The sequence below is a fragment of the Bacillus timonensis genome, assembly GCF_004799755.1.
Classification (GTDB): domain Bacteria; phylum Bacillota; class Bacilli; order Bacillales; family Bacillaceae_L; genus Ferdinandcohnia; species Ferdinandcohnia timonensis_A.
This window is the reverse complement of sequence record NZ_SLUB01000015.1, coordinates 51,577-70,025: the sequence shown is the minus strand read 5'-3', so window position 1 is coordinate 70,025 and position 18,449 is coordinate 51,577. Positions and strand designations below refer to the sequence as shown.

Here is an 18,449-nt window from a genome sequence, read left to right as displayed (position 1 = left end):
GGACCATGGGAGGGAGAAATTTGAATCTATCAAGTCGACTAGGGGAAACAGCTAAGAAATACTTCGACAAACCAGCGTATATTTTTCAAGGGAATATTAGTACATATGCAGAATTAGATGGTGCAGTTTCAAAGTTTGCAAGTGGTTTAGAACAGCTTGGAATAAAAAAGGGAGATCACATTGCTCTCGTATTGGGGAATACACCACATTTTGTGATTGGATTTTACGGTGCACTTCGTGTAGGGGCGACGGTAATTCCGATAAATCCAATCTATACACCAGATGAAATTGGTTATATTGTGAATAACGGAGATGTAAGGGCTGTCATAATGTTAGACTTACTTGTTCCGCTTTTTGAAAAGATGAATCAACACCTTCCGAAAGTAGAACATCTTATTGTGTGCGAAACTTCACCGGGGGCAAATAATGAACTAGATGTCTCAAAACTTTCAATCTACCCCAAATTGAAATCGTTTACAGAGGTGGTGGATACGGGTAATCTTCCTTTTCCTGGTCCAGTTCTTGAAGATGATGATGTTGCTGTCATTCTATATACATCAGGTACGACGGGTAAACCTAAAGGTGCAATGTTAACCCACCTGAATTTGTATAGTAATGCAAGGGACGTTGCGGATTACTTGAAAATTTCCAAGGAAGATCAAGTCATCACTACTTTGCCGATGTTCCATGTATTCTGCTTAACTGTGGCGTTAAATGCCCCTTTAATGAGTGGTGGTACCATGTTAATTGTTCCAAAGTTTAGTCCGAAAGAAATTTTTAAGCTTGCCAAAGAATATGAAGCTACGGTTTTTGCTGGTGTTCCAACAATGTATAATTTCCTTCTTCAGTATCCCGAAGGAAACCCAGACGATTTAAGCTCGTTGCGCTTATGTATTTCAGGAGGTGCAGCAATGCCAGTCGCCCTTTTAAAAGGCTTTGAACAGAAGTTTAATGTTCTTGTATCAGAGGGGTATGGTCTTTCCGAAGCATCACCTGTCACATGCTTTAATCCGCTAGATCGTCCTCGTAAGCCAGGTTCCATTGGGACAAATATTGTGAACGTCGAAAACAAGATTGTTGACGAAAATGGCGATGAAGTTCCAGAAGGTCAAGTTGGAGAGTTGATTGTTCGCGGACCAAATGTGATGAAGGGCTATTATAAAATGCCTGAAGAAAGTGATGCGGCATTGCGAAATGGGTGGCTCTATACAGGTGATTTAGCACGAATGGACGATGAAGGGTACTTTTATATCGTTGACCGTAAAAAGGACATGATTATTGTTGGCGGATATAATGTTTATCCAAGAGAGGTGGAAGAAGTTCTATACAATCATCCAGATATAGTTGAAGCAGCAGTTTTGGGTGTGCCAGATCCAGAACAGGGAGAGGCAGTCCACTGTTATGTGGTGAAAAAGAATCCTGATTTAACAGAAGATGATCTTCTTGTGTATTGTCGTGAGCATTTAGCTAAATATAAACTTCCGAGTAAGATAGAATTCATAGAAGAACTTCCTAAAAATACAACCGGAAAAATTCTTCGGCGTGCTTTAAAGGATTTAGTGACAAAATAAGGAGGAGAGCAGGTCGAATAGGCCTGTTCTTTTTTAGATTGTTTGTAAATAATTAAAAGGAATTTTTCAGTTTAAAGCGAAATAGGATGTAAGCGATATCAAAATTTATTAAAGAGGTGGAACCATGACCACAGTTTTATACCAAGTTGAAAACCATGTAGCAACTGTCACATTGAATCGCCCGGATGCTTTAAACTGTTTTAATTTTGAAATGCTTAAGACACTTGATGAAATCGTCGAGGATATCCGTACGAACGCTGATGTTCGTGTTGTCATTATAACTGGGGCAGGTGAAAAAGCATTTAGTGTGGGTGCTGATTTAAAGGAGCGAAGGACATTAAATGAAGCACAGGTCAGAAGAAATGTGTATAAAATTGGCCAGGTTTTTGCCAGTATTGGAGACTTGCCACAGCCGACAATTGCGGCGATCAATGGCTATGCCTTTGGTGGGGGAATGGAGCTTGCACTAGCCTGTGATTTCAGAATTTCGGTTGAGAATACTCAAATGGGACTAACGGAAACGAGTCTAGCCATTATTCCGGGAGCAGGGGGAACTCAACGTCTTCCGCGTCTCATTGGTGAAACAAAGGCAATGGAGCTTATTTTAACAGCAAAACGAATTAGTGCGACAGAAGCGAAGGAGTATGGCATTGTTTCAAGTGTAGTGCCTCGTGAAGAATTAATGGAAAGCTCCATGAAGCTTGCAAATGAGATGCTAAAAAACGGTCCACTTGCCTTACAGCAAGCCAAATTTGCGATTAAGCAGGGGCTGAATGCAGACTTACATACTGGATTAAAAATTGAACGAAAAGCATATGAAGTGATTATTCCGACTGAGGATCGAGTGGAAGCACTGGCTGCTTTTAATGAAAAACGGAAACCGAATTTCAAAGGGAAATGATTTTTTGAGGGCGTCAGTGGTGGCGCCTTTTTGTATATGCCGCGATAATCTTGCTAATGTCGATAGAAACGAAGAAAATCGATAGAACCAAAATAAAAATGATAACCGTAAATAAATTCAATAGACCACATTTCCTGAAATTTTTCAAACAAAAACATTGAAAAAATATTCCAAATTTAAGACAATTAGTAATAAAAAACGTTTAAAGGAGAATAGCGGGGGAATGACAACTACAGTTTTAACAAAAAAGCATTCAGAATTTCGGAGTGGCTTTCAAGCCGGCATCAGTATTGCGCTTGGCTATGCACCAGTTGCTTTAACATTTGGTTTATTGGCAAAATCGACAGGGCTTACGGTAGCTGAAACAGTCATGATGAGCATTATCGTATTTGCGGGAGCATCCCAATACATAGCCCTACAATTAATTGCCGTAGGAACTGGCGTTTTTGAAATTATACTTACGACTTTCATTTTAAATATTCGCCATTTTTTAATGTGTGCCTCTCTTAATGAAAAGGTAGAGGAAGACCATCCAATTAAAAAAGCATTTTATTCCTTTGGGATTACAGATGAAACATTTTCTGTTGCCGCTGTAAAGGAAGGTACAGTGACAACCGGCTATTTATTTGGTGTGATCTCCATCTCCTATGGAAGCTGGGTCATTTTTTCAGGGATTGGACATGTCATTGGGGCAAATCTTCCACATGTGTTGCAGCAAAGCATGTCAGTCGCCTTATACGCGATGTTTATCGGGTTGCTTGTGCCATCGTTAAAAAAACAGAGAAAAGTAATTGTATTAGCGGGTAGTGCAGCGGTTTTAAATGCCATTTTTTCATTTTTCATAGAGCCTGGTTGGTCAATTGTCGTAGCTTCTCTTGTGGCAGCAATAGGGGTTGAAGTGGTTATTAGTTTAGTTGGAAATAAGGGCAAGGAGGATGAGCAACATGGATAAGACAATACTTCTTATGATTATCGGAATGGGGCTTGTTACATATATACCAAGGATGTTGCCTCTCGTTGTATTTAACTCAGTTAAATTACCTCCATTCCTGCAAAATGTCTTGAAAAATGTACCTTTTGCCATTCTTGGCGCACTGATTATTCCAGGCGTTTTTACAATAAATGATGATATTTGGTTTGGAATCATTGGTGCAGCTGTCGCTTTTATTGTCGCTTATTTAGGGGCAAATGTCATTGTCGTCGTATTAAGCTCCATTCTTGCTCTAAGTATTTATTCATTTTTTATGTAAGGGATAAACAAGATGAAACCATTTACCGAAAATGTGATTAGGATTATTAAACAGATTCCCCCAGGAAAAGTCATGACGTATGGGCAGATAGCAAAATTTGCAGGAAGCCCCCGGGGCGCAAGACAGGTTGTGCGAGTTCTCCATTCCATGAGCAAAAAGTACAATCTTCCTTGGTTCAGGGTGATTAACTCAAAGGGTGAAATTGCAATCCGTGACGAAGAAACTCTCGCTGCCCAAATCATCTTTCTTGAGGAAGAAGGGATAGAGATTGAGAACAAGTCAATCGATTTAAAAAAATATCAATATCATCCAGAATAAAAGCCTAGGACCAAATCCTAGGCTTTTACATTTCCTCCGGCCACTACCCATTAAAAATCAACTCGTTTTTCAAGGCTTATCTTTGTCTAAAATGGATGGTAGTAAAAGTCAATGTTCTAACTGGAACTAAATTAAACTAAAATACAGTAAGAGGGTTGTACATAAAGGGGGACAGCTTAGTGAAAAAAGTAATCGGTTGGTCACTTGGAATTTATCTTGTTTTTGGCTTATTTATAGCATGGTATTTATTTTTGGGGGCGAATACGGACATACCCGCTCAGCTCAAAGGGAGTCCGGCAGATCCACAGACATTTATGAATGAGCGTGAACTGTTGTTAAGTGAAGAGTATTCAAAAATTAAAAATCTATTGTTTTTCCTGTCAGTACCTTTTGAATGGTTAATTTATACTCTTGTCCTTGTAATCGGCATATCGGCAAAATTCCGTGATTGGTCAAAAGTATCTGCAAAATTCTCGATTCTCCAAACTGCGATTTATCTGTTTTGGTTATCCTTGCTGGTTGAAGTATTATCATTTCCACTTTCTTGGATTAGCTACAATGTTTCAAAAACGTATAATATCACCGTTCAATCCACACAAAGCTGGATGAAGGATCTTCTGATTGATTTTTGGGTGAATTATGCATTGATGATCTTGATCGTTGGCGTCTTGTTTTGGTTGATTCGAAGAAATGAAAAAAGATGGTGGTTTCATGCATGGCTGCTGTCGATTCCATTTTCAATGTTTCTCATGTTCGTACAGCCAGTCATTATCGACCCATTGTATAACGACTTTTTCCCATTAACAAATAAAGAATTGGAAACGAAAATTCTTGAAATGGCTGATCGTGCAGACATCCCAGCAGATCATGTATTTGAAGTGAATATGTCCGAAAAGACAAATTCACTGAATGCTTATGTAACAGGAATCGGCTCCAATTCTAGGATTGTGCTTTGGGATACGACACTGCAGCGACTAAATGAAAATGAAATTTTATTCATTATGGCCCATGAAATGGGACATTACGTGATGAAGCATATTTATATAGGGATAGCTGGGTACTTGGTGTTAACCTTAGTGGGTCTATTTATTATCAGTAAATTCATGTCCTTTATGATTCGTAAATGGGGCCATATATTTAAAATTTCAAGTGTCAAAGATATTGCCGTTTTGCCCGTGTTTTTATTATTAATCTCGGTATTAAGCTTTGTATCCGATCCAGTTTCAAACGCAGTTTCAAGACACCAGGAAAAGTCGGCTGATTTATATGCACTTGAAATGACTGATGATAACAAGGCAGCAGTCTCGTCATTCCAGGAATTATCAAAAGCAGGGCTAAGTCAAGTGAATCCGCCATTCCTAGTGAAAATTTTCCGATATGGACACCCAACAATGCTTGAAAGAATTACGTATACGAATGAATTTGAAAAAAGTGAGGAATAAGCCTAACAGCCTTGTTTACGGAATCATTTCTGTAAACAAGGTTTTTTATTGCAGTGTTGTTATAGTACAGAATTACTATTTATAAAATTGTTATATAAAAATTCACAGAAAAATGTTCCATTTTCGGAAGATGTGTTATATAATACTTTTAGTATTAGAAAACTGTATTATAACAATACAAAGGAAGGTGTGTTTGGGACAAAATGACGATACAAACCTCAGGACTTCAGATCACAGGAAAAATGAATGAGCAGTATGAAGAAATTTTGACACCTCAGGCATTAAACTTCATTGAAAAACTAGAGCGGAACTTCGGTGAAAGAAGAAAACAATTATTAGAAAAGAGACAAGAAAGACAGCGGGAAATCGACAAAGGAATCATGCCCACTTTTTCATCTGAAACAGAACATATTCGGAATGGGGATTGGACAGTTGCCCAGGTTCCAAAAGACCTACAAGATCGTCGCGTTGAAATTACTGGACCTGTCGACCGAAAAATGATCATTAATGCATTGAACTCTGGAGCTAAAGTATTTATGGCAGACTTTGAGGACGCTAATTCACCAACTTGGAAAAACATCATCGAGGGGCAGATTCACTTACGGGATGCCGTAAGAAAGACGATTACTTTTGAAAATCCAAATGGAAAAAAATATCAATTAAAAGATGACATTGCAACACTAGTTGTTCGTCCACGTGGCTGGCATTTAGAAGAGAAGCATATTGAACTTGATGGGAAGAGAATCTCAGCGAGTTTACTAGATTTCGGACTTTATTTTTATCATAATGCAAATGTGCTAATCGAGAATGGAAGCGGGCCATATTTTTATCTGCCGAAGATGGAGAGTCATCTGGAAGCAAGACTGTGGAATGATGTGTTTATCTTTTCGCAAAAGGAACTAGGAATTGCTCAAGGAACGATTAAAGCTACTGTTCTAATTGAAACGATCCTTGCGACCTTTGAAGTGGATGAGATTTTATATGAACTAAAAGAACATTCTGCAGGTTTAAATTGTGGGAGATGGGATTATATATTTAGTTATTTAAAGAGATTTCGAAATGTTGAGAATGTGATTTTACCAGATCGATCTGAAGTCACGATGACAGTTCCATTTATGGATGCATATTCACAGCATGTCATTAAGACTTGTCATAAGCGAGGGTGTCATGCGATTGGTGGAATGGCTGCTCAGATTCCAGTAAAAAACAATCCACAAGCAAACGAGGAAGCCTTTAATAAAGTACGAGCAGATAAAGAACGTGAAGCAAATAATGGCCATGACGGTACATGGGTTGCTCATCCAGGGCTTGTACCTGTTGCTAGGAAGGTCTTTAATACGATCATGCTAGGACCTAACCAAATCGAAAAAAAACGTGAGGATGTTCAAGTTACTGCCGAGGAACTTATTGCAGTTCCTAAAGGCAGTATAACGGAGCAAGGTGTACGTACGAATATCAATGTTGGGATTCAATATATTGAATCGTGGCTTCGCGGATATGGTGCGGCACCGATTCATAACCTCATGGAGGATGCGGCTACAGCAGAAATTTCTAGAGCGCAAATATGGCAGTGGATCCGTCATCCAAAAGGGATCTTAGAGGATGGAAGAAAGGTCACATTTGAGCTTGTTCAACGACTGCAAGAAGAAGAACTTGAAAAAATTAAGCAAGAAATTGGTGGAGAAGCATTTGAAGCAGGCCGTTTCAATGAGGCGACAAATCTGTTTGAGAAATTAGTTACAAATAATGAGTATATAGAATTTTTGACTTTGCCAGGCTACGAAATTTTATAGATGAAGAGGAGGAATTTAAAATGACAAACGAAAGAGTTCAAAAATTGCAAGAAAGCTGGGAAATGGATTCAAGATGGATAGGAATAGAAAGACCCTATCATGCAGAGGATGTTATTCGCTTACGAGGTTCAATCGATATTGAGCATACGTTAGCGCGTAGAGGGTCTGAAAAACTGTGGAATCTTCTTCATACAGAAGATTATATTCATGCTCTGGGTGCATTAACCGGAAATCAAGCTGTCCAGCAAGTTAAAGCGGGTCTTAAGGCTATCTATTTAAGCGGCTGGCAGGTTGCAGCAGATGCGAATTTATCTGGACACATGTATCCGGACCAAAGCTTGTACCCAGCTAACAGTGTTCCAAGTGTTGTAAAACGGATTAACCAAGCTTTACAGCGTGCTGATCAAATTCAGTATTTAGAGGGGGAAGGGGATACGGATTGGTTTGCTCCAATTGTGGCTGATGCTGAGGCAGGATTTGGCGGTCAGTTGAATGTATTTGAACTAATGAAAGGCATGATAGAAGCTGGGGCTGCCGGCGTGCATTTTGAAGACCAGCTCTCATCAGAAAAGAAATGTGGTCATTTAGGTGGAAAGGTATTATTGCCAACGCAAACAGCCGTACGAAATTTAATTTCTGCACGACTTGCAGCGGACGTTATGGGGGTTCCAACAATTTTAGTCGCGAGAACAGATGCTGATGCAGCAGACCTTATTACAAGCGATGTTGACCCTGTTGATCAGGAATTTATTACAGGTGAACGAACACCAGAAGGCTTTTTTCGAACAAAAGCCGGTCTTGATCAAGCTATTGCACGCGGTTTAGCGTATGCACCATATGCTGATTTGATTTGGTGTGAAACATCTGAGCCAGACTTAGAACAGGCCAAGCGCTTTGCAGATGCAATACATGCGAAGTTCCCTGATAAGTTGCTAGCTTATAATTGTTCTCCATCATTTAACTGGAAGAAAAAGCTTGATGAAGAGACAATTGAGAATTTCCAAAAGGAAATCGGAAAGATGGGATACAAATTCCAATTTGTTACATTAGCCGGCTTCCATGCTTTAAACCATAGCATGTTTGAATTGGCAAGAGGTTATAAAGAAAGAGGAATGGGGGCATATTCAGAGCTTCAGCAAGCTGAATTTGCAAGTGAAAAGTATGGTTACACAGCAACAAGACATCAACGTGAAGTAGGTACAGGGTACTTTGATGAAGTTGCCCAGATTATTACAGGTGGAACATCTTCAACAACTGCTTTAAAGGGGTCTACAGAAGTAGCACAATTCACGAAGTAGCCGATGCATGAAAAAACTGGCTAACATGATTGTTAGTCAGTTTTTATGGATTCTAAGAAATTCCAATTTCTACAATGTTTTACTATATAGTTTTCGGTATTCTGTCGATGCTTCCATAAACAAACCTTCATTTTTGGTATCAATCGCTTCGTTAACCTTCGTTTCCAAAAGCTCTTTTTTTCGTTTAAATAGGCTCTCATCAATAATCATTTGAATATATATGTCTAATACCGATTGCCTAGGTGTTTTTAAATTTTTTGTATCTCGTGACCTCTTGAACTCAGAGTATGTTTTTCTATTCTTCACGAAATCTCACCCCAAACCCTTTTTAATAGTATATTTAGGTAGCGACGTAAAATCAACTGAATTTTTTGACTTTTTAAAAATATATTTGGAATACTCAACATCGGAGTATGATATTTTAAATTTTCATGCATCATAATAATGGAGGTGGAAAAAAATGAAAAATCCAAATGAGCATACAAATTACGATATCCCAATGAATACGCCATTAAATCCGGTCTTTGGTATGTCAAACTCACTTGATACAACTAATCCTTTTCTTTCGGAATCAGTCTATGCGGGTAATTCGGTTGACGAGCATACGACATTAGAACAAGCAAATGCATATCTTGCAGAAAAGGAACTTGGCCAAATAAATGAGAATTCATGAGAAAGGCGCTATGCGTGTCGGCACGTCGCTGACAAGCAAAAACGAGCGCTTAGGAGAAGGTGTATCATACTTCCAGAAGCGATTGGCTAGACCTGGGAGTCGATGACGTCCCGAGCTAGACAATAGAAAGGGTCAGTGGGTTTCTTTTAAAAATGGTCTTTCGTTATAAAAAGAGCATTTTAAAAAGAAGTCCACTTTTTTTGTAACGTGCTCCGTTATGAGGTGCAAAAAGACCAATTATTATCATATTAAAACGCATAGGATTTCTAAGGTCAGATCACAGTAAAAATCATAGTCAAACTTTTTAGAGAAATAAAGTCAGTGAATATTCAGACAAGGGAAAGCCAAACCATCGCGGATGTGTCCGAAGTCGATGCATCTTCAGACAAGGGAAAGCCAAAATATCGCGGATGTGTCCGAAGTCAAGGCATCTTCAGATAAAGGAAAGCCAAACCATCGCGGTTATGTCCGAAGACGATGCATCTTCAGACAAGGGAAAGCCAAACCATCGCGGTTATGTCCGAAGTCGAGGCATCTTCAGACAAAGGAAAGCCAAAATATTACGGTTATGTCCGAAGTCAAGGCATCTTCTGACAAAGGACAGCCAAAATATCGCGGTTGTGTCCGAAGTCGAGGCATCTTCAGACAAGGGAAAGCCAAACCATCGCGGTTATGTCCGAAGTCAAGGCATCTTCGGACAAGGGAAAGCCAAACCATCGCGGTTGTGTCCGAAGTCAAGGCATCTTCAGACAAAGGAAAGCCAAACCATCGCGGTTATGTCCGAAGTCGAGGCATCTTCGGACAAAGGACAGCCAAAATATCACGGTTGTGTCCGAAGTCGAGTAACTCCTTTAATATTAGAATTTACTTTATTCAGCAAACACGCTGTTGCATGTTCAACTTTGGACCGAAAAGCAATTCACCGACAATATCGCACCTATTTTCAGAAGCACATTCTCACTGTACAATAAGTTTTGTAACACTGCCAAAAAACTGATGTGAGTTTTAATAATATTTTTATAAAACTGCATTAAACGTTACTGTAACAAGAAAATGAAAGCGTGAATTCGTGTGTGAATTCACGCCAAAAACGTTATTGTGATTTACTGTTTTGCACCACCTGAGAATCAAGAACCCGTTATTTTTTTGTGAACGTTTTGTGAACGGTATAGTTATAAATACCTAGAAGTGATATTATGAAAATGCTTCCATTAGTTTAAAAATTAAAATAATTTAAAAAGGGGATGAATGAATGGAAGGTACAAATAGCACTTATTTAGTGGAATATGAGATTAACCCTGATACAATGGCGGTACTTCCAATTGAAATAGGAAATAATACCTGTTCAAGAGTACTTGAAGTTGAAGGTGAATATGTAGTTACCATGAAACCGACTGAGATTGTCGATCGAAGCTGCCGTTATTTTGGAAGTTCACTTAAAGGTCGGCAAGAAGGAACGCGTGAAATTATGGGGGTGACTCATAAGGCGCCGATCATTGTAGAAGCTTCTAATAAGATTTTTTTATTTCCAACCGCTTCTCCAACAAAACAGGAGTGTGCTTGGCTATCTCATAATTACGTCTCAGATTGTAAGTTTAGTCTACATGAGGAAACAACTGTTATATTTACAAATAAGCAAGCCATTCAACTGCAAATCTCGAAGGGCTCCTTCCAAAACCAGCTCCATAGAACTGCACAACTTCGGACTATTGTCACAAATCGAATGGACAAACCAAATAAACGCATTAATTTCGTCATAAATCCTCAAAGCAACGATAACTTACCCAATAAAACTGGTATCTAATCTAAACGTTCATTTCTGCCTGAATGGTGCTTTGCTACTCACTGGTACTATTTTCGACGAAATAAGATTCGAGCAGCTGTTGAACCTCATTTCGAATCCGTGGGTTAAAGTAGTTATGCTCCTCTTCATAGCCTCGATACATGAATGAAAATAGAGTAAATGCCTCATCTCTTTGTTTTTCCCATACCTTCATATTTTTCTTTTTCATTTGTAGTTTAATTGTGTAGAGGTCTTTTTGAACTTTCTTCATGGTATGTTCAAGTAAATGGAGATATGGCTTTTTTAATTTAAAGCCAGCCGTTTCTATTGCTGAAAGATCACGATTAAGGATGGTAAGAACCATTGGCAAAAAGATGGCTTTTTCAAAAATATCACGGTCATCCTCAGGAATTCTTGTCATGATTATCCCTCTTTCAAGAACGTATGTTTGTATTTATGATAGAACATTTTTTAAAAAGAATCAAGAAACATGAAGGAAAAATTATTTCTAGTGTCGAAATAATTTAATTTGTAGTGCATAATGGAAAAGAAGGTATTAAACTACTTTGACAATTCTGTGATAAAGGACGGGAGAAGGATGACAGAGAAAAAGCGCAGAGGAATCGTTGCAGAAGATTTATATGAATTAAAAACAGTGAATGATCCACAGTTTTCTCCAGATGGGAAACGCTATGCGTTTGTGGAAACAGAGATTAATAAGGAAAAGCATGAATATAACTCACATTTATATGTTGGAACTGTAGATGGGAATGTTACACAGTGGACGTTTGGGGATGTTCGAGATGGGTCGCCAAGGTGGTCTCCTGAGGGAGAAGCAGTCGCGTTTCTATCAAATCGTTCAGGCAAACAGCAAATTTTTGTTATGAATGTAAACGGTGGTGAGCCGAAACAGCTTACATATTGTGTGAATGGTGTCAGAAATCCAATCTGGTCACCAGATGGTTCAAAAATCTTATTTACAACTGCTTTGGCGCAGGATGAAAGCATCACAGATAAGGAAAAGAAAAACAAGAATGAAGATGAGAAGAAGCTTGAACCAATGGTTGTCGAGCGAATTCGTTACAAATCAGATGCGGCAGGCTTTTTAGATAATAAAAATCAACATCTTGCATTAGTTGATATCGCTACTGGTGAACTAGAGCAATTGACATCAGGGGAATATGATTATGCTGCAGGCGGTTGGTCTCCAGATGGAACGAAAATCACATTCGTTGGGGATATAAGTGAGGATTCAGATTATAATTTAACCTCTGATGTATATGTAATGTCGGTAGAAGATAAAAGCTACCAAAAAATTACGGGCAGCACAGGCAACTTTGGCTTACCGTCTTGGTCACCAGATGGCAAATATATTGCAATCATTGGACATGAACAGGAATTTGCAGGTGCAACATTGCCGAAGATCTGGCTTTACAGTGTAGATAGCTCTGAATTCACTTGTTTAACAAGTGAACTCGATGCATATGTTGGGGATTGTGTTGCAGCAGACTTCCAATTAGGCGGTTCAAATCCTGGTGTTATATGGAATGACGATAGTAGAAGTTTTTATTTTTTATTGACTAACCATGGCAATACGGGAGTCTATTACGGTTCCATTGAAGGAGAAATGTATCCGTCCTTATTTGAAAATCAACACGTGTTTGCCTTAGCGGTACATAATCATAAGGCTGTGGTAGGAATCAGTAAACCGACAGAGCCTGGCGATCTTTATTACTTGGATTTGAGTACGGGTGAATTGAATCGTCTTACACATGTGAATGAAGCATTTTTACAAGAGGTTGAATTGTCCGATGCCGAGCCCTTTACGTTCAATGCCCCAGACGGTTGGGAAATTAATGGATGGGTCATGAAGCCATTTGGTTATGAAGAGGGCAAAAAATATCCGACCATTGTCGAAGTGCATGGAGGTCCTCATGCGATGTATGCAAATACATATTTCCATGAGTTTCAGGTATTAACAGGTAAGGGTTTTGTCGTTGTCTTTACGAATCCGCGTGGCAGTCATGGATATGGTCAGCAATTTGTTGATGCTGTTCGAGGTGACTATGGAGGAAAAGACTACTTAGACGTCATGGCAGCAACTGATTATGCTGTCGAACATTTTGATTTTGTCGATGAAACAAAGCTTGGTGTAACAGGTGGAAGCTATGGTGGTTTCATGACAAATTGGATTGTTGGACATACAAATCGATTTAAAGCAGCGGTTACACAACGCTCCATCTCAAACTGGCTCAGCTTTTATGGAGTAAGTGATATTGGCTACTTCTTTACTGAATGGGAGCTAAAAGGCACTCTTATTGAAGATGCCGAAAAGTTATGGAATCATTCACCATTAAAATATGTGGGAAATGTGGAGACACCACTATTAATTATCCATGGTGAGCGTGATTTCCGTTGTCCAATCGAACAAGGAGAGCAGTTTTACGTGGCATTAAAGCATCAAAAGAAACCAACAAAATTTGTTCGTTTCCCAGGTAGCAACCATGAATTATCACGAAGCGGAAACCCAAAATTACGATTATCACGACTTAACCATATTAAAGACTGGTTTGTTGATTATTTAGGATAGATTGAAAGGCACTAGTGCTTGCTAGTGTCTTTTTTCTATCTAATTAAAGTGAATTTTTTTGGTAGGATTGCCCAAATGGGTGTACAATATGAAGTAAGATAATATTTTTGTATTCCCTAAGCTGGAATTGATTTTTGCAAGGAGAGACCTATGGATATTGAAACACTCAAAGAACTTATTACGTTGAAAAACATTGAAGACTTGTTAAGTGAATACCGGTCGTTTGGTCCATTGCCTGGAATTGTTCTTCCAATGTTGGAAGCGTTTCTTCCGTTTCTGCCGCTGGTCGCATTTGTTGTTGCCAACGCAAATGCATTTGGACTTTGGCTTGGATTTTTATATTCATGGATAGGAGCCATTGGTGGTTCTTTGCTTGTCTTTTTCCTAGTTCGTAAATATGGTCAAAAACGCTTCTTTTCATTTGTCAGTCGCCATAAAAAAATAAAGAGTCTTATCACTTGGGTAGAAAAGCACGGATTTGGACCTTTATTTCTCCTATTATGCTTTCCATTCACCCCGTCTGCAGCCATTAATTTAGTAGCCGGGTTATCTAGGGTAAGTACTCCCCAATTTGTTTTAGCCGTTTTATGTGGAAAATTAGTCATGATATTTACCATAAGCTTCATAGGCTATGATATACGAGCTCTTTTTCAACAACCCGTTCGCACGATTATTGTGGTCATCATCATATTTGTGCTTTGGATTGTGGGAAAAAGAGTGGAAGCATGGTTAAAGGTAAAGCCCAATTCAAATCTTCTTAAGGAGGATGAGGCTTGACACGATAAAACGAAGGGTGGAGTTGCAATGGAGGAAACCCCAGCGAAGAAGAAACATCATTTTTCTTTTATGAAATCTTTAGGAATTAGTCTGATCATTGTTGTATTTTTACGAGCCTTTTTTTTTACAAACTACATAGTAGACGGTGAATCAATGATGCCAACCCTTGAGGATGGTAACCTTTTAATGGTTAACAAGATCGGAATGAAAATAGGGGAGCTTGACCACTTTGATATCGTTGTATTTCATAAAAATAAAGAAGAGGATTTTGTAAAAAGGGTGATTGGTTTACCTGGCGACACACTTGAATACCGGGATGATGTACTTTATATAAATGGGAAAAGTGTTCCCGAACCATTCTTAGACAAATATAAACAAGAACTAATTGTAGGTCAACTAACAGGCGACTTCACGCTTGAGGAAGTGACAGGGGAATCAATCGTTCCCGAAAATCATATTTTCGTTATTGGAGATAATCGCTTAGACAGCTGGGATAGTCGCCATTTTGGATTTGTTAGAATGGAACAATTTGTTGGCAAGGTAAACATAAAATACTGGCCATTCGACAAAATGGAATTATTGAATTAAGGAAAAATGAATCAACATCATAAAACAATGTCAAAGAACTCAACTGAATTTCGAGTTCTTTTTTGGCTTGGATATGTTAAAATAGTACCAAAATTATGAATTGGTTTGGCATAAAAATGCATGGGTGCATTTGATACGAAGGGAGGTAATGCAATGGGGATTAAGATACAGGTTCTGCAAACAAAAATTACTCCCCCCAACTTAAAGGACATCATTTTACAAAGGCCGTCTTTAATGAAGAAAATGAAAACGATTCCAAGATATCCGCTAACCATTCTACACTCGGGAGCCGGTTACGGAAAAACAACTGCACTTGCATCCTTTATTCATGATCAAAAAAATATGCCATGCTGGTATAGTGTGGGGACGAATGATGACGATATTATTCCTTTTCTAACATATGTGGTCTATGCCATTCGAAAAAATCACCACGGATTTGGGACGGAACTACTTCTTTATGTTGAGAATATTGAAAGATATGTACGGGATGAAGAAATAAGAACACTATGCTCGCTGTTTATCAATGAGATAATTCTGCTAAATAAGAACGTTATGCTTATCATTGATGATTATCATTTAATACAACACTCTTCATCAATAGACCATTGGATGGCGTGGTTGATACAACATCTTCCAATGAATTTAAATCTTGTTATCTCAAGTCGGATAAAACCAAGCTGGGATTTCTTAACTTCGATGACGGTGAAGGGAGAACTCCTTGAACTTAAACAGCGCGACCTCGTATTTTCGTTTGATGAAGTTGAGGTACTATTAAGTGATTTATATGAGGGAGATATGACTGATCAAGATATAAAGAAAATTTTTTCATTAACAGAAGGATGGATCATTGCGATTGGAATGATTCGAGGGCAGCTTTCCTCTGATGGAGGATTGGAGGCAATTCTAAATAATAAATCGAAATCACTTGATGAATTGTTTCGCTTTCTTGCAATGGAAGTGTTCATGAAACAGCCACCGATGGTTCAACAGTTTCTTGAGAATACGTGTATTTTTGATGAATTGAACGGTAAAGTGTGTGATGAAGTTTTAGGTATCAGAAGCTCAGGCGAAATGTTAAAGGAACTTTCCGACCATAATCTTTTTTTACTTTCTATTGGAGAAGGACAATATCGCTATCATGCTTTGTTTAAGGAGTTTCTCGAACAGCGCCTGTATTCGACGAATGAACGGCATTTTTATAATTTACATATTCAAACCGCACGATATTTTCAAAGAACAGGAGATTTTAATCAGGCAATCTATCATCTTGAGAAGTCCTGTGATTTTGAAAGAATTGCGGAAATTCTCCACCATTATGGAGAAAAGATGATTCAAAATGGACAACTTGAAGGCCTCCTCGATCGGATTAAAAAGATCCCGGAATCGCTTATGAACCATTATTATCTATTATGGCTCTATAAGGGAGAAGCGTTAAGATATCGCTGTTCCTATAAGGAGGCTGAGGATTGTTACATAAAAGCCATTCACTTTGCTCATTCTGCTGGGGACCTAGAGGGGTTAAGCAAAGCCTATGAAGGACAAGCGAAAATTTATCTTGATACAATCCAACCCGGGAAAGCTGAGCGGTATTTATTACAGGCAATTGAAGCACTCGAAGAAAATGCTGCTTCATCAAGTGAAGATAAAAGTAGGGTATATCAATTAATGGCTGAAAATCTGGCCAATGCTGGTCATGCGAATAAAGCGAAAAAGTGGTATGAAAAAGGACGCGAACTCAATATTCCATTATTGGATGGAAACTTGGAATCAAGATTATTTTTGCGGACTGGAAAGCTAGTTGAAGCGAAAAAAATTCTGATTCAAAAGAAAGTAGTGGAACAGGATCAAAAAACAGTCCATTTACAGCAATCCCACCGTGAAACGGATTTGTTGTTATCGTTAATTGAGTCCTTTATGGGGAATGGGCAAGATGCCAAGGAACTGGCGGAATCAGGTATTAAACAAGGGGTTCAATTTCAAGCACCATTTGTTGAAGCATGTGGCTGGATGCGCATGGGACATGCGGTCCAATTGCTCGATAAATATGACGCTTCCCTTGCGATACAATGCTATGAAACGGCGCTTGAAATCATGGATGAATTAAATGTTGCAAGGGGTAAAGCAGAGCCATTAATGGGCTTATGTATATTATATGGAAATCGAGGCGTCTACGATCGTGCCATTGAATTTGGGAATAAGGCCTTGGAGGAGACAGAAAAGGTAAAAGATGCGTGGCTCTCCGCACTTATTTTACTTTGTATGGGTATTTCTTCTGTTCATAATGAAAAATGGGAGGAAGCGAACAAATACTTAACAAGATGTGAAGCGTTGTATGGAAATTGTGGTGACCAATATGGGATTGCCTTAACACAGCTTTGGTTTGCATTTCTCTATTATCACCAGAAAGATAAAGAGTCATTTAACGGAGTTATTACTAGTTTTCTTAATAAAGTGCAGGTTGGTGGCTACGATTTTATCTTGACGAAACGCACAACTTTCGGACCACTAGATTTATATAATGTCGTACCATTGTTACTCGATGCACAGAAGGAAGGCATTCATCTTCCATATGTAAATCAACTCTTGAATAATTTAGGCTATTCAAATATTACGTCACATCCTGGCTACACCCTACGCATACAAACTTTGGGTAGATTCCGAGTATGCCTTGGGAGCCAAGAAGTGGAGGAATCTGATTGGCAGCGTGGAAAAGCTAAAGAATTACTCGAGCTTTTTGTGACAATGCGACATACATTAATTGCCAGGGAAGAAATATTTGCCACCCTTTGGCCGGATCATGACGAGACGGCGGCAGCAAGGGATTTTAAGGTGGCTTTAAATGCATTGAATAATGCATTAGAACCAAATCGAGTGGCAAGATCAACACCATTTTTTATTCAACGTATTGGTTCGTCCTATGGACTTAATCAACAAGCAGGCTATCAACTCGATATTATTGAGTTTGAGGAATGGATACATGCGGGACTTCATGAAAAGGATACCGAACAAGTCATTAAATGCTTAAGACGGGCATTGGAGTTTTACGAGGGAGATTATTTACCGAATCGCAGATATGAAGATTGGTGCATAAGTGAAAGAGAACGGCTTCAAGTATTATTTTTACGTGGAGCTGAACGTATTGCACAAAGCTTTGTCCAAACGGAAGAGTTTGACGAAGCCATTTATTGGTGTGAACAAATTATAGCCAAGGACCGAACATGGGAGGAAGCATATCGCTTGCTGATGTTCTGCTACTATCATAAAAACAACCGGCCTCAAGCAATCAAATGGTATAAAAAATGTGTATCAGCATTGGAGGACGAACTAGGAGTCGGGCCAATGCAACCAACAAAACAAATGTACAATTTGATTCTCCAACATCAAAATTAGTTTAATAGACTTGGAAATAAACCATTCCCCGTCGGGGATGGTTTATTTTTTTTATTTTTAAAAACATATTGAAAA

Annotated in this window: 17 protein-coding genes; 15 read left to right on the top strand and 2 right to left on the bottom strand. The window is 38.7% G+C overall.

Annotation, left to right across the window (positions count from 1 at the left end):
- The first annotated feature begins 20 nt into the window (after positions 1-20).
- The 8 genes from E1I69_RS10640 (at position 21) to aceA (ending at position 8,573) form a co-directional block, all read left to right on the top strand.
- Entirely contained in the window at positions 21-1,571 is a 1,551-nt protein-coding gene (locus tag E1I69_RS10640) for a fatty acid--CoA ligase family protein (RefSeq protein WP_136379591.1), read from the top strand.
- Between the two features lie 124 nt (positions 1,572-1,695).
- Positions 1,696-2,472 carry an enoyl-CoA hydratase gene (locus E1I69_RS10635; RefSeq protein WP_136379590.1) on the top strand — a complete coding sequence of 259 codons (777 nt, stop codon included), beginning with the start codon at positions 1,696-1,698 and terminating at the stop codon, positions 2,470-2,472.
- A 223-nt stretch (positions 2,473-2,695) separates the two neighbouring features.
- Positions 2,696-3,424 carry an AzlC family ABC transporter permease gene (locus E1I69_RS10630; RefSeq protein ID WP_136379589.1) on the top strand — a complete coding sequence of 243 codons (729 nt, stop codon included), beginning with the start codon at positions 2,696-2,698 and terminating at the stop codon, positions 3,422-3,424.
- A complete protein-coding gene (locus E1I69_RS10625; RefSeq protein ID WP_136379588.1) occupies positions 3,417-3,722 on the top strand; it encodes an AzlD domain-containing protein in 306 nt (101 codons plus the stop codon). Before E1I69_RS10630 ends, E1I69_RS10625 begins: the two co-directional genes overlap by 8 nt.
- Positions 3,723-3,734: 12 nt before the next feature.
- Entirely contained in the window at positions 3,735-4,040 is a 306-nt protein-coding gene (locus tag E1I69_RS10620) for an MGMT family protein (RefSeq protein ID WP_136379587.1), read from the top strand.
- A 179-nt stretch (positions 4,041-4,219) separates the two neighbouring features.
- Positions 4,220-5,482: a M48 family metallopeptidase gene (locus tag E1I69_RS10615; protein WP_136379586.1), complete on the top strand. Its 1,263-nt coding sequence runs from the start codon at positions 4,220-4,222 to the stop codon at positions 5,480-5,482.
- Between the two features lie 203 nt (positions 5,483-5,685).
- Positions 5,686-7,275 carry a malate synthase A gene (gene aceB / locus E1I69_RS10610; protein WP_136379585.1) on the top strand — a complete coding sequence of 530 codons (1,590 nt, stop codon included), beginning with the start codon at positions 5,686-5,688 and terminating at the stop codon, positions 7,273-7,275.
- Between the two features lie 20 nt (positions 7,276-7,295).
- Positions 7,296-8,573 (top strand): isocitrate lyase, encoded by a 1,278-nt coding sequence (gene aceA, locus E1I69_RS10605; protein ID WP_136379584.1) that lies wholly within the window; start codon positions 7,296-7,298, stop codon positions 8,571-8,573.
- A 69-nt stretch (positions 8,574-8,642) separates the two neighbouring features.
- Here aceA and E1I69_RS10600 read toward each other — a convergent pair whose 3' ends face one another.
- Positions 8,643-8,879: an IDEAL domain-containing protein gene (locus tag E1I69_RS10600; protein ID WP_136379583.1), complete on the bottom strand. Its 237-nt coding sequence runs from the start codon at positions 8,877-8,879 to the stop codon at positions 8,643-8,645.
- Between the two features lie 154 nt (positions 8,880-9,033).
- On the opposite strand from E1I69_RS10600, the gene E1I69_RS24610 reads away from it, so the two are divergent.
- From E1I69_RS24610 to E1I69_RS10585, 3 genes are all read left to right on the top strand, one after another.
- Positions 9,034-9,246 (top strand): hypothetical protein, encoded by a 213-nt coding sequence (locus E1I69_RS24610; RefSeq protein WP_136379582.1) that lies wholly within the window; start codon positions 9,034-9,036, stop codon positions 9,244-9,246.
- A gap of 410 nt (positions 9,247-9,656) precedes the next feature.
- Entirely contained in the window at positions 9,657-10,217 is a 561-nt protein-coding gene (locus E1I69_RS10590; RefSeq protein WP_161974879.1) for a hypothetical protein, read from the top strand.
- Between the two features lie 281 nt (positions 10,218-10,498).
- Positions 10,499-11,050 (top strand): competence protein ComK, encoded by a 552-nt coding sequence (locus tag E1I69_RS10585; protein WP_136379580.1) that lies wholly within the window; start codon positions 10,499-10,501, stop codon positions 11,048-11,050.
- A gap of 34 nt (positions 11,051-11,084) precedes the next feature.
- On the opposite strand, the gene E1I69_RS10580 is transcribed toward E1I69_RS10585, so the two are convergent.
- Complete coding sequence (locus E1I69_RS10580) at positions 11,085-11,450, bottom strand: hypothetical protein (RefSeq protein WP_136379579.1); 366 nt, start codon at positions 11,448-11,450, stop codon at positions 11,085-11,087.
- A gap of 177 nt (positions 11,451-11,627) precedes the next feature.
- On the opposite strand from E1I69_RS10580, the gene E1I69_RS10575 reads away from it, so the two are divergent.
- The 4 genes from E1I69_RS10575 (at position 11,628) to E1I69_RS10560 (ending at position 18,374) form a co-directional block, all read left to right on the top strand.
- The gene (locus E1I69_RS10575; RefSeq protein ID WP_136379578.1) at positions 11,628-13,619 is read left to right on the top strand and encodes a S9 family peptidase; all 1,992 of its coding nucleotides are present in this window, start codon (positions 11,628-11,630) and stop codon (positions 13,617-13,619) included.
- A gap of 150 nt (positions 13,620-13,769) precedes the next feature.
- The gene (locus E1I69_RS10570; protein WP_136379577.1) at positions 13,770-14,396 is read left to right on the top strand and encodes a TVP38/TMEM64 family protein; all 627 of its coding nucleotides are present in this window, start codon (positions 13,770-13,772) and stop codon (positions 14,394-14,396) included.
- Between the two features lie 27 nt (positions 14,397-14,423).
- Complete coding sequence (gene lepB / locus E1I69_RS10565; protein WP_136379576.1) at positions 14,424-14,984, top strand: signal peptidase I; 561 nt, start codon at positions 14,424-14,426, stop codon at positions 14,982-14,984.
- A 153-nt stretch (positions 14,985-15,137) separates the two neighbouring features.
- On the top strand, positions 15,138-18,374 hold the full coding sequence (locus E1I69_RS10560; protein WP_136379575.1) for a BTAD domain-containing putative transcriptional regulator: 3,237 nt from the start codon (positions 15,138-15,140) through the stop codon (positions 18,372-18,374).
- Positions 18,375-18,449: the final 75 nt, after the last annotated feature.